Source organism: Clostridia bacterium, from assembly GCA_035628995.1.
Lineage (GTDB): Bacteria > Bacillota > Clostridia > Lutisporales > Lutisporaceae > BRH-c25.
The window spans coordinates 254,942-267,559 of record DASPIR010000010.1; the positions used below are offsets into that span (position 1 = coordinate 254,942).

Below are 12,618 nucleotides of genomic sequence, written 5' to 3' on the forward strand. Positions count from 1 at the left end.
ATATAAATTCTTCAGTGCGTTCAATATGGTTCCGTTTAATTTTTTACTTTCGCATCTCTCATTGCAGATATCTGACCAGAGGGCATTGGTGTATAGCCTTCAAGGTTCTTGTTGTACATTACTATATAACCTTGGAATACTAGAGTTTTCCACATAACCTCATCATTGATCATCTGTGCAGTTTGCTGATAAATCTTTGCTCTTTCAGACTGGTCGGAAGTAGTTCTTCCCTTGTCCAACAAAGCGTCCATTTCAGGATAGCTGTATTTGCCGTAGTTCTGTCCTCCGCCAGTATGGAACTGGATATACATTCCTCTGTCAGGGTCAGTAATATTAAGCAATCCAGCTATGGCAATATCATAATTTCCAGCTGTAAAATCTGCGCTTAGAGTAGCCCATTCATATGTGCTCACCTGAGCGTCTATCCCGTTTGATGCAAGGGTGTTTTGAATATATTCTATAGCTTGAACCCTATTTGGATCTTCAGTATGTGTTGACAGTCTAACAGTTAACTTCTTGCCGTCCTTGTCAAGTATTCCGTCTCCATTAGTATCCTTCCAACCTGCATCACTGAGTACCTGCAAGCCCTTTGCTGGATCATATGGGTAATCTTTAATATCTGCTGAATATGCCCATGATGCTGGCAAAACAGGTCCGTTTGCAGGAGTATCCATTCCCTGATATATGTCTTTCGATATTGTATCCTTATCAATCATATAAGCTAAACCGATTCTTACATTTTTATCCTTTAATATTTCAGACTGATGATTGAAGTTTACAAAGGTAACTCCGAGACCATTAGCCTGGTACACTACAACTTTGTCTTCCTGCTTCATTCTAGGTACATCCTGAGGTGAAAGCGGCGAATGGATGAAATCCACATCCCCTGCTTCTAGTGCAGATACTCTTGTTGTGTTGTCAGGTATAGTATGTACTTCAATATTTTTTGTTGCCGGTGTGCCACCAAAATATGAATCGTTGGCAGTTAACTTAATAACGCTGTTCTTACTCCAGCTTACGAACTTATAAGGGCCTGTACCAATAGGATTCTCAGCAAAGCCCGGGTTGTCCTTAGCACTCTGCGGTACTATTTTATGATCCATATAAGTTAATAACGGAGCGTATGGTTCACTCATGTTAAACTGTACCGTATAGTCATCAGGTGTAAGTATTTCCTTTATTGGCACATATCTGGACCTGGCAGCTGAACCAAAGTCTTTGTCAAGAATAGTATCAAAGGTGTACTTTACGTCTGCTGCAGTAAATGCAGTACCATCATGCCACTTAACATCTTTTTTCAAATGAAATATCAGGGTAGTAGCATCCTTCTGTTCCCAACTTTCTGCCAAACATGGCTGGGGTTCCAGCTTTTCATTAAGCTCTACCAAGCCGCTGAATACTAGTTCTCCAACTCTAACGACTGATACGTTTGTTTGAAGTCTTGGATCCAACGTATTTGGATCAACGTCAACTGCAATCTTTATTGTATCCTTATAATCTGATGTTCCATTTGCTCCCTGATCCACAGGCTGCGAAGCAGGTTCGGGCTTTCCACAGGCTGCAGTAAATACTAAAATTGCTACAACTAGTACTAAACACAGTATCCTTTTTTTCATTTTCGCTCCTCCTCATACTTATTATTTATTAGTTAAGAAATCTACAGTACTATGATAATTTAGACTTCAGCACAATATATATTATTCGTATATGACCGATTGCAAATATTTGTGTTGATTTATACAATAACTTTGTTATGTAGATTCCAAAAATAATCATACAAATTCTTTCTACATAGCGTGATAGCATGTCTTATCACACTGATACAGCTTATCGACACGCTATAAATCTGTTTATTTTCTTTTCCAGTATGCTTAATGGTATAGAGCCTAATTTTAGAACAGCCTCATGATATTCCTTTATGTCGAACCTTTCCTGCAAAGTAGTTTCTGCTTTTCGTCGGAGTTCTTGCATCTTGAGGCTTCCCATTTTGTAGGCCAAAGCCTGGCCTGGCATGTCCACGGCATATCTTAAGGATTCTGTAAATATCTCTTCCCCTGTCAGTGATGTGTTCTGCTTCATAAAATCTCTCGCTTTATCCATTGTCCAACCTAAAGCATTGAGTCCTGTATCAACTACCAGTCTGGTGCAGAGCACTAAATCCCACAGGTATCTTCCGTATAAGTCATAATCGGTGTAAAGTCCCATCTCATTGGCCAGATCTGCTGAATATTCCGCCCAACCATCTGCAAAAGCAGTGTTGAAATGACTGTTGCATATCTTCGGCAAGCTCTCATCCTCGGCAATTAGATTCATCTGAAAATGATGCCCCGGCAGCAGCTCGTGATATACTATGGCAGCAGCCCGTATCTGGCATCTTGTATCCAATTCTCCTCCGCTGAAATAGTAAACCCCGTTTTTATCTGTTCCCACGGGTACAGCATAGTAGCCCCATGAGGTTGAGGATTCTCTGGCTGCCTCTATCGGTCTTACTTCGCAGTCCGTAAGCGGTTGATTATAAAAATAGTCCTTTAGAAGTGGCCTTATCAGTTCAAGGTGCTTTGTCAACCGGTTGCCTAGGTCTTCCTTTGTTTTGTCAAAAAACTGTGAATCTTTATTCAATAATTTATTGAACTCTTCTATACTTAAATCAAAACCAAGTCTTTTTATGATATCCTGCATTTTAGACTTGGTAATTTCAAGGTTTTTCAGCCCTATATTATGTACTTCTTCCGGTGTAAGTTCATATGATGTAAACACTTTAACCAAGGCCTTATAATATTCTGTTCCTCCCGGTTGATTGCACAGACCTGGTCTACTTTTCACATTTTTTATGTAGTCATTTTTTAAATACTCAATTGTTATCTTAATTTCATCATTAAACCTTGTTATTGCATTATTAATCCTATGTTCAAAGTATTCTCTATCCTTTAGTATAAGATTGTCGGCTTTGCTTACATAACTCAAATCTCCATTGTCAGGATCTTGAATGAAGCCTTTAAGCATTTTTTCAGTTATTACACATTCCTCCTGTGGTATGGTTATACCCTTCTCCCTCTGTAAATGAAGCTTTTCTCTTATAAACTTCATTGTGGAAGCCATCTGTTCCAAAAGTCTGACATAGTTCTCCAAACCGCTGTCATTGTTAATTGGAAACTTGGATAACCCTTTTATCAGGTATGGTATAGGACATGTGTTGTGTGTAATATTGAATTTATACCAGTAATACTTTTCATTAGTCACAATATAATTGCAAAAGTCTTCTATGGCTTCTATCATTAATTCATCATATTCTGATAAAAGGTTTTCCTCTTTTATACTCTGCATCCTTTTGACAAAGTCCTCTGCTTTTCCAGTGTCAAAAAGAGCCTTTTCATAAGACAAATCTATCAAGACACCACTTTTGAAATCACATCTTGTAAAGCTGTAAAAATCATTGGTGCTGACACTTTGAAAAAACAGATCAGCTTCCTTTTTAATTAAACTGTTGGTTTTCATTAAATGGCCTCCTTACTCTACCAAAACCCAAACCAATTCACAATCGGTGTCGCCCTCATTAATGCTCCAATGTTTTTCTGCCTTAGGTACAAAGCTTATATCTCCTGTATCCAGGTTGGATAAACCATTTTCCGTCCCTATTGCCACCTTTCCTTTTACAACAAAACTAAATTCGTCGTTTTCATGGAAAGTAGCTCCTTCTGCTGGAATCCTTGATCCGGGCTTAAGAGTAGCTTTGCCCATTTTTATCACTTTTCCGTTCGAACTATTTTCTACCGCGGTAACTATTATATAGCTGCCAAAATCTTCTGAAATAAAGTCCTTATTTCTTGTAAAATGCATTTTTATCTCTCCCTTCAATTTAATAGCAGTTTAGTATGATTTATAATATTAGACTATCAAAATATAGTGGGCGTTATGATACTCAGCATCACCAATTCCTGATCCTCTGGATTTATTGTTTTGTGTGGAAGCGTTGATGGGTAATGCATTGTTTCTCCTTCGCTTATTATATATTCTGCTCCATCAACAATAAACACGGCTGATCCCTTTAGTACATAGTAAAATTCTTCACCCTCGTGAGAAGTTTCTTCACTCTCGTAGAAATTGGGTTTCATTGTTACTAATACACCCTCTAATTTTCTGTTTTCAAATTTCCCACTTAGCCTAATATAGCTGATAAATGACTTTTCAAGTCTTAGTAATATTTGATTGTCCTTCTTATTAACAAAGCTTGTCTTATCATCAACATCTACTAAGTCTCTCAAAGAAACGTCAAGGGCATTGGCAATACTCTTCAATGATACTATTGTCATTGATGAGATACCTCTTTCAACTTGTGACAGAAAACTAACCGATAAATTAGTTTTTTCGCTTAACTCCTTTAATGTCATATTTTTTTCTAATCTACGTTTTCTGATTTCTTTACTAATATTATCCACTGTCTTTTGTTCCACTTCGCCCTCTCCTTTTTCATATTACTTCATTTTTTCACTGTCACTTAAATTTTATAATTTTCAGTGAATTTTGTCAACTATTATTTAAATATTACACTATTAAAAATTTCACTACTTTTTTATTTGTTTCTGCATTGAATTCACACTAGAAATTATATTGGGTATAGTATGAATCCAATAACAATTAAGGAAACATTTACACTAAATTTGAATAAGATCAGATACAAAAAAATACGGCTCTCGTATATTTGATACGTGAGCCGGACAAGTGTTACTAATATTTGACTTATAGTCCTAATATTTGATCAATATTCTTAATCAGTTCCTTTACTTCATCTAGTGTGTAATCACCCATGTGGGATATTCTGAAGGTTACATCCTTAAGGTCTCCATAACCGTTGGAGATTTCAAAGCCTCTTTCACCCAGCTGTTTATTGAGGTCGCTTACGTTGATGCCTTTTGTGTTCTTAATAGTTGTAAGAGTATTTGAAAGATACTTGGGATCTTCAACAAATATCGCAAAGTTCTTCTTAGCCCATGTACGCACATATTCAGCCATCTCAATGTGTCTTGCAAATCTCTTTTCGATACCTTCAGCAAGTATCTTATCCAGCTGATAGTCCATTGCAAACATATGTGCCAGTGAAGGAGTCGATGGATACTGGTGGTCTTTCTTCTGTATAGTGTCATAAAGCTCAACAAGGTCAAAGTACAGTCCTCTGTTTTCTACCTGTCTGGCAGCTTCAATAGATCTTTGTGTAACTGAGCATATTGACATACCGGCAGGCAAGCCCATACATTTCTGTGTTGAAGTTATACAAACATCTATTCCCCATTTGTCAACCTTAATGTCTGCTCCACCCATTGAACTTACAGTGTCGACAAGATAGAGTACCTCTGGATATTTTGATTTAAGAAGCTCTCCGATTTCACCGCAAGGATTCATTATACCTGCCGATGTCTCATTGTGCGTCACTGTTATAGCATCATATTTACCTGTTGCAAGTGCTTCATCTACCATGGCTACAGTTGTTGGTTTGCCAGGTGCTGATGAAATCTTGTCTGCTGGCACTCCATTTGATTTAGCCATTTTGTACCATCTGTCACCAAAGGCTCCTACTGAGAATACAGCAACTCTTTTTCTTGTACAGCAGCGGATAGCAGCTTCCATAAGCCCGCTTCCTGATGAAGTTGAAAGTATCATTGTGTTATTTGTCTGGAATACCTTTTGAAGTTTTTCGGAAATGCCTCTCTGTAATGCAGAAGCAGCTTTTGAACGATGGCTGATCTGAGGTGTAGCCATTTTCTGAAGAACATCCTCACGTACGTCAATTGGGCCGGGGATAAATAGTTTCTTGTGCATTTTTATTCCTCCTTTTGAATTTACATCTTTTTCAACTATTATTTTAATGATTGTGTATTTTTTGTTATATACTAAAGATAATAATAACATTTGCAGGAATAACCCTCAACAGGTAAATTCAAAAATAGTGCATAACGCGTTATTCATAATCTTCCGACAATGTTACATTACTTTTCATTCCACTTTTTATTATGTGATTCTAAAGGCTCTACGATTCTGATATACTGGAATTGTGAACAATTATCATATAATATATACATAGTTCTCACAACATTGATTATTATGCAAAGGGGCAGCTATGAAAATTGATTTGGAAAAGCTTAAGAATAGAAAGATAAATATATGCAATAAGGATATTTGCAAAGAGTTCTCTGTACTTGTGCCTATAGTAGAAAGAGCCGGAGAACATTCTCTTCTATTTGAAGTGAGATCTGAGAACCTCAATAATCAGCCTAATGAAATATGCTTTCCCGGAGGCAAAATTGAAAGCATGGAGGAAAGCGTGAAAGCTGCTGTCAGAGAAACCTCCGAAGAACTGCTGATACCTGAGAATAGTATAAGGGTAATAGGCCAGCTGGATACGCTGGTCACACCTTTCAATACTGTGATTTATCCCTTTGTCGGCCTATTACATGATTACCATGGGAAATACAATATCGACGAGGTAAAGGAGACCTTCTACATACCAATGTCCTTCCTAATGGAAACAGAGCCTCTGTGCCGCTATATAGATATTGAGATGAAGCCCAAGGAGGGCTTCCCCTATGAAATGATTCAAAAGGGCAGGAACTATCCTTGGGCAAAAGGCAAGTATCCGGTATACTTTTATACCTATGAGGATAGGATTGTATGGGGTATTACAGCAAGGATCACATATAACTTTATACAGCTGCTAAGGGCTGATATGCCTTAACTCCTTATGATGTTTTCAAGCTCCTTCAGATCTGTCACAGGAGCCCTGCAAGAGAAATTCTCACATACATAAGCCGTAGCCTTGTCTTCTATCATTATTTGACCTTCGGTATAGGCCGCAATGCTTGTTATCCCAGCTGCTACAGCTTCTTCATCCTTGAACACGACTACAGTAAAAGGAAGAAAGTGGTCATTGACCATGGAAAACATCCTTCCAGCACTCTGATCCTCCCGATTTCCTACTATGACTATTTCGCTTGCTTTGCTATTTACAAAGAGCAGTGCCATGAGCATATGAGTGTATCCCATAGGATACCCTTCTATCAGGCCTCCAAAAGTGCTGAGCTGTTCATATGCTTTATCCTCCAGGTCAGAGTCCCCTGTGAGCCTTCCCAATCTCAGCAAGTTCACCGCAGCTACTGAGTTTCCAGAAGGAGTTGCACCGTCGTACACATCCTTAGGCCTTACAATAAGCTTTTCGCTGTCGCTTCCATACAGGAAAAGACCTCCATTGTCCTCATCATAGAAATACTTCAGCATATCCTTGTTCAAAGCTAGGGCAAATTTCAGATATTCTGCCTTAAAGGTTGCTTCATAAAGCTCAATCAGCCCCCAAGTCAAAAATGCATAATCATCCAGATAGCCTGAATAGGCAGCTTCGCCCTCTCTATATCTGGCAAGCAGCCTGCCATCCTCCCGTACAAGCTTTGATTTTATAAAAGCTACTGCCTTTTCTGCTGCTTCAGCATATTTTCTATTATTCAGCACTCTTGCTCCCATTGCCAGTGCAGCTATCATTAAACCGTTCCATGAGGTAAGTATTTTATCATCCTTATATGGATGCACTCGTTTTTCTCTTGCTTCAAATACTTTTTTTCTATAATCCTCTACCGAATTTGCAGTTATTCTATCAAAGGCTTCCTCATTGTGCAATAAATTGGGTATGCTCTTCTCCTCAAAATTGCCCTTCTCGTTTATTCCATAGTAGCCATTGAATTCCACTGCTGCGTCCTCGCCCAGTATCTCTGTAATTTCCTTTGGACTCCACACATAGAACTTCCCCTCGACTCCCTCCGAGTCAGCATCCTCTGCCGAATAAAAACCGCCCTCATCCGATGTCATATCCCTTAATACATATTCGAATATTTGTCTGGCAACTTCCCCGTATTGTTTTTTTCCTGTGGCCTGATAGGCTTCTAGATATATAATAGCCAACTCGGCGTTGTCATAAAGCATTTTTTCAAAATGTGGCACCAGCCATTTACGATCTGTAGAATACCTGGAAAATCCATATCCCACATGATCGTATATACCTCCCCTGTACATTGAAACCAGGGTCTTTTCCACCATTTTCAACGCATCTGAATCATTTGTGACTTTCCAATATCTCAGTAAGAATTGCAGGTTATGAGGCGTAGGAAATTTAGGTGCTCTTGCGAAGCCGCCATATTCACTGTCAAAGCTTGATTTGAAGCCTTTGAATGCCTTGTTTGCCTCTTCTAAGCTAAGTTCCCCCTCAGAACCAGCTCCTGAGTCCGATCTTATATGCTCCAGTATACTCTCTGAAGTCTCTAGCAGACTATCTTTCTGAGTGTTCCAAGAGTACATGGTTTTCTCCAGTATCTCAAGCACTCCGGGATAGCCCATCCTTGCCTTCTTAGGGAAATAGGTACCTGCGAAAAAAGGCTTTTTGTCAGGCGTCATAATGATGGTCAGTGGCCATCCTCCGCTTCCCGTAAGCGCTTGACAAACATTCATATAAATATGGTCGATATCAGGCCTCTCCTCCCTGTCGACTTTTATGGCTATGAAGCTACCGTTCAAAGCCTTTGCTACTTCCTCATCCTCAAAGGATTCCCTCTCCATTACATGACACCAATGGCAGGTGCTATACCCTATACTAAGGAATATTGGCTTATCTTCTGCTACAGCCCGTGAAAAAGCTTCACCACTCCATGGATACCAATCCACAGGATTGTGGGCATGTTGGAGCAGATATGGGGATTTTTCTTGTATCAGCTTATTTGTATATTTGTGTTTATTCTCAGTTGACATGTTCTCACTTCCATTCAATAAATTCGAAAGTAGTTTTTGTCATATGCATAATACATATTCAACAATATTTAATAATAAGGTTAAGTGTGTGAACCGAACCGTGTTCAGTGAGCGTCAAATAGAATTCACTGTTGACGTATAAAAAACATAATGATAGTATGAAATTGGTTAAATTTAGAAGAAAGGAGTTGGTTTTATGTTCTTAAAAATTATAGAGGTGAGAAGAGGTTAAAGGATATCTTTGACGATTGACCTAATGTCAATTATATCTTATCTTTTTATCCTCAAATATGAGGTGACTATTATGAAGATATCAGATTCTTTTGAAACGAAAAGGATGAAATTCCGTTTATTAAACACTAAGGATATAGAAGTAATCTACAAGCAATTTTCCGACCCAGATATGTGTAAATATTTTAGCGAGCCCCCATGTGATTTGGAAGAAGCCAAAGGCATCATTGAGCATTATCAAAATCCAGAGGAAAAAGGTTACCTTCGTTATGGTATGTTTGATAAAAATACTGATTTATTTATCGGAACATGCGGTTATCATTACTGGGATAATGAACTTAAACAAGTAGAGATTGGTTATGACATTTGGAAGGATTATTGGGGAAAGGGTTATGTATCTGAAGCATTACCATTACTCATTAACAAATGCTTTGAGTATCTAAATGTCAATTGTATTTATATTCTTACGCATCCGCAAAATAAAGCATCTATAGCAAGTGTCAGTAAGTTTGGTTTTAAAGAGTGTGAACCTTGCCGAAAGCTTGATGTAGAGCCACAATTATGTATGAAATTGATGAGAACAGAATTATATAGTAAAAATTAGTTTTATGTCGCTTGTTCCCTATACAGGAATGAGCGACTTTTTATATGAATTGCAGTTAATAGGTTACATGACACCAATGACAGGATGCATTTATACCTATGAGTACCCAATAGACAGGAAGATTGGCTTATCCTCAGCCTTCGCCTTCTCAAATGCTTCCGGCTCCCATGTGAACCAGTTTATAGGGTTGAAGGCATGAGCTAATAAATAAGGCGACTTCTGCGTTATCAGTCTATTAGGTACTTTTTCATTAGGCATTAAATCATCTCCTTTCAAATATATTTGATTTAGTTTACCCTAAAAATAAAAAGGTTACTAACCTAAGTTCAACGAGTTCCGTTTTGAGGTGCAAAACTTAAAATAACAGTGATTTTCACAGGTAAAAACACATATAAAATCGCAGATGAAATCACAAGCATTTTAGCACAGAAAAACCCCTGCATATCATAAGTATGCAAGGATCACTTGTTGCACTTTATAATAATATTGTCTATTTGAACAATTAGCTGTTTTGTAATATTTTTGAAATCTCATTAAATCTTTCATTACTGATACCAAGTTTTTTCTTAAATCTTTCATCATTCATTCTTGCAGCTATTATCTTGTCTGGAGATAATTCATTAATAATATTTTTAACCTTATTAATAGTTTTCTCTGTATCATTATATCCCTTGATAATTGTCACTTCTAATATGAATTTACCTTTATATTGCTTATTAAAAGTAATCATATTTGAAATATATTCTTCGAGTGTATACCCCTCAATTGGTCTTTGGATTTTTTGAAAATCTTCTTCTGTTACTGCTTTTATTTCTCCAATAACTTCATCACACATATTTGCTATTTCTTTATATTCATTCCTACCAAGTAAGTAACCATTAGAAAGCAATCTTACAGGCAATCCTTTACTTTTGATGAGTTCTATAATATCTCTAATTTTTTCATTTACTAGAGCTTCGCCTTTAGAGTTAATAAAAACTAAATCTACTTTATTTTTTTCTAATTTACTCTCTAGCTCTCTTAATGAATTATCCATTTCCGCAAATGACTGCGGTGTATCCACCTTATTGTATGACCTTCCAATAGGACAAAAAATACAGTCAAAGTTGCAATATTTTTCAGGCAATATATTTATTTCTAGTACCCTTTGACCATCCTCAATATAAATATCCTTATAGCTAAAACCACCCATTCCTTCATCCCCCTAAAATTACTCGATTGAAACTTTCTTATTATTAATATCTAGAATTGAAACTCTGTTTGTTCCTCCTAGATTATCTTGCACTATTTTTGCTAAATCCTTCAAAGCATTTTCAAATTCTATTAGTCTTTTTTCATCAGTTAACTCAATACATAGTAGAGCGTTATTTGTACTTTCAGTAAGCATTGTTCTTACTGCCTCACGCCAATTTAAGCATCTGCAAATTGCTCCATTATTATCTTTGTAGACTATTTCGCCTTCATATGGAGGTGCATTTTCATCTGTACCTAATGGAATAAACTCCTCATTTCCAACTGCCTTCGTCAATCTAATATCGCCAACGAATTTGTCTATATCCTCACCACCGCAAGGCAATGCATATCTTAACGAAATAGAATTATAAATATCCACCAGAGGGTTAATAGTTCCTATATGATTTCCATTATAAACTCGTTTTAATAATGCTTCAATTGATGACCTTGCACCTTTCTTTGTTTTAAATTTTTGAAATGCTTCTCTCCATGTTTTTATTACCTCATTATTGCTAAATTCCGAATCCCGTAAATAATTTAATGCTTCTTGTTCTGCCTTTAAAAGCATTTCATTATATTTTTCTTCATCTTTTATTGAATTATCTATACCATGACAAATAACAACTCCAATCTTTGCATTAGGGAATACGCTCCAAAAATCATCCTCGATAATAAAGTTTTTCATTAAAATACCTCCTCAATAGATATTAATTTCAAACCAATGATTCCACTAACTATAAATACTATACAAACTATACGCACGATATTTATGGGTTCCTTAAACAGAATAATACCTAACAATACTGTACCAATAGTGCCTATTCCTGTCCAGATTGCATATGCAGTACCTATTGGTAGACTTTTTAAAGACAATGATAAAAAATAGAAACTTGCAACTATTCCTATAATAGTTAGTATGTTAGGCAGTGTTTTTGTAAACCCCTGGGAATACTTTAAACCGATTGCCCAACCAATTTCCAAAATTCCTGCTACCACCAAATAAAACCACTCCATAATTACTCCTTCCAAAATCAATATTTGCGTTCACCATAAGAATATTTCATAGCAATATTCTAAAATAAGTAAAATAAAAAAGCCCAAGGAAATATTTTCAAAATATCTCCCAGGCTTTTATCCTTCCGTGTACACAGTTACCTGTGCGTCTTCTCTTGGACCAGCCAGTTATAAACTGCGGAACCCTAGAAGACTAAACTATATTAAATATTTTACGATTTATAATTTGCAATTTATAGATGAATATTAGCATAATACAAAATCTAAGTCAACTTACATTTTTGCAAAATCAAACAATTATTCATTACTATGATACCAAATTCACAGTAGAAATCACATGCGATTTTCATTGCGAAAATACATCTGACTTATAGTGTGATTTAGGTGCTTCGCACCTCAAAACGGAACCTTTTGCCATCAAAGTAGTGCTCTTAATAATATGCGTATAAGATAAATAAAAAGAAGTATATTTCATCAATAGTAACTGAAGGTATGCGATAACTATACAGATAAGAAAGTATGCTTACTCTTATTTAACCCCACTATTGTACATTTTATAAATGATGCGTCTTAAGCAACGGGGAACGGGTACCACGGTTTTCCTTCGGAAAAATACTGAAATCCACTAAACACACGGTGGGAAAAAATATTCTGAAACATAAGTAATAATCGATAAAGAGTAAGTATCAAAACTCTCTAATGTCGCTATATATTATATAAAATTAACCGTGCAATTCCGTAGGAATCCGTGGAAC

Annotated in this window: 12 protein-coding genes and 1 riboswitch; of the genes, 2 read left to right on the forward strand and 10 right to left on the reverse strand. The window is 36.7% G+C overall.

The window, feature by feature from the left end:
* Positions 1-35: 35 nt before the first annotated feature.
* The 5 genes from VEB00_03990 to VEB00_04010 all read right to left on the reverse strand — a co-directional run bounded on the left by VEB00_03990 (position 36) and on the right by VEB00_04010 (position 5,814).
* On the reverse strand, positions 36-1,616 hold the full coding sequence (locus VEB00_03990; GenBank protein ID HYF82175.1) for an ABC transporter substrate-binding protein: 1,581 nt from the start codon (positions 1,614-1,616) through the stop codon (positions 36-38).
* Between the two features lie 211 nt (positions 1,617-1,827).
* Entirely contained in the window at positions 1,828-3,495 is a 1,668-nt protein-coding gene (locus VEB00_03995) for a DUF885 domain-containing protein (GenBank protein ID HYF82176.1), read from the reverse strand.
* Between the two features lie 12 nt (positions 3,496-3,507).
* Entirely contained in the window at positions 3,508-3,837 is a 330-nt protein-coding gene (locus VEB00_04000) for a cupin domain-containing protein (protein ID HYF82177.1), read from the reverse strand.
* A 56-nt stretch (positions 3,838-3,893) separates the two neighbouring features.
* Positions 3,894-4,451 (reverse strand): XRE family transcriptional regulator, encoded by a 558-nt coding sequence (locus tag VEB00_04005; protein ID HYF82178.1) that lies wholly within the window; start codon positions 4,449-4,451, stop codon positions 3,894-3,896.
* A 286-nt stretch (positions 4,452-4,737) separates the two neighbouring features.
* Positions 4,738-5,814 carry an alanine--glyoxylate aminotransferase family protein gene (locus VEB00_04010; GenBank protein ID HYF82179.1) on the reverse strand — a complete coding sequence of 359 codons (1,077 nt, stop codon included), beginning with the start codon at positions 5,812-5,814 and terminating at the stop codon, positions 4,738-4,740.
* 298 nt (positions 5,815-6,112) lie between these two features.
* Here VEB00_04010 and VEB00_04015 point away from each other — a divergent pair, with 298 nt between their 5' ends.
* Complete coding sequence (locus VEB00_04015; protein HYF82180.1) at positions 6,113-6,727, forward strand: CoA pyrophosphatase; 615 nt, start codon at positions 6,113-6,115, stop codon at positions 6,725-6,727.
* Here the strand turns inward: VEB00_04015 and VEB00_04020 are convergent.
* Positions 6,724-8,781 (reverse strand): thioredoxin domain-containing protein, encoded by a 2,058-nt coding sequence (locus VEB00_04020; GenBank protein ID HYF82181.1) that lies wholly within the window; start codon positions 8,779-8,781, stop codon positions 6,724-6,726. The genes VEB00_04015 and VEB00_04020 overlap by 4 nt on opposite strands.
* Positions 8,782-9,085: 304 nt before the next feature.
* Here VEB00_04020 and VEB00_04025 point away from each other — a divergent pair, with 304 nt between their 5' ends.
* Positions 9,086-9,616 carry a GNAT family N-acetyltransferase gene (locus VEB00_04025; protein HYF82182.1) on the forward strand — a complete coding sequence of 177 codons (531 nt, stop codon included), beginning with the start codon at positions 9,086-9,088 and terminating at the stop codon, positions 9,614-9,616.
* Positions 9,617-9,712: 96 nt separating this feature from the next.
* On the opposite strand, the gene VEB00_04030 is transcribed toward VEB00_04025, so the two are convergent.
* From VEB00_04030 to VEB00_04045, 4 genes are all read right to left on the reverse strand, one after another.
* Positions 9,713-9,874, reverse strand: a complete 162-nt coding sequence (locus VEB00_04030) for a DUF255 domain-containing protein (GenBank protein HYF82183.1) — start codon at positions 9,872-9,874, stop codon at positions 9,713-9,715.
* Between the two features lie 244 nt (positions 9,875-10,118).
* The gene (locus VEB00_04035; protein ID HYF82184.1) at positions 10,119-10,808 is read right to left on the reverse strand and encodes a radical SAM protein; all 690 of its coding nucleotides are present in this window, start codon (positions 10,806-10,808) and stop codon (positions 10,119-10,121) included.
* Between the two features lie 18 nt (positions 10,809-10,826).
* Positions 10,827-11,534, reverse strand: a complete 708-nt coding sequence (locus tag VEB00_04040; GenBank protein HYF82185.1) for a B3/4 domain-containing protein — start codon at positions 11,532-11,534, stop codon at positions 10,827-10,829.
* Complete coding sequence (locus VEB00_04045) at positions 11,534-11,863, reverse strand: multidrug efflux SMR transporter (protein HYF82186.1); 330 nt, start codon at positions 11,861-11,863, stop codon at positions 11,534-11,536. The genes VEB00_04040 and VEB00_04045 overlap by 1 nt, the downstream gene beginning before the upstream one ends.
* A gap of 104 nt (positions 11,864-11,967) precedes the next feature.
* A riboswitch (guanidine-I (ykkC/yxkD leader) is annotated at positions 11,968-12,063 on the reverse strand.
* Positions 12,064-12,618: the final 555 nt, after the last annotated feature.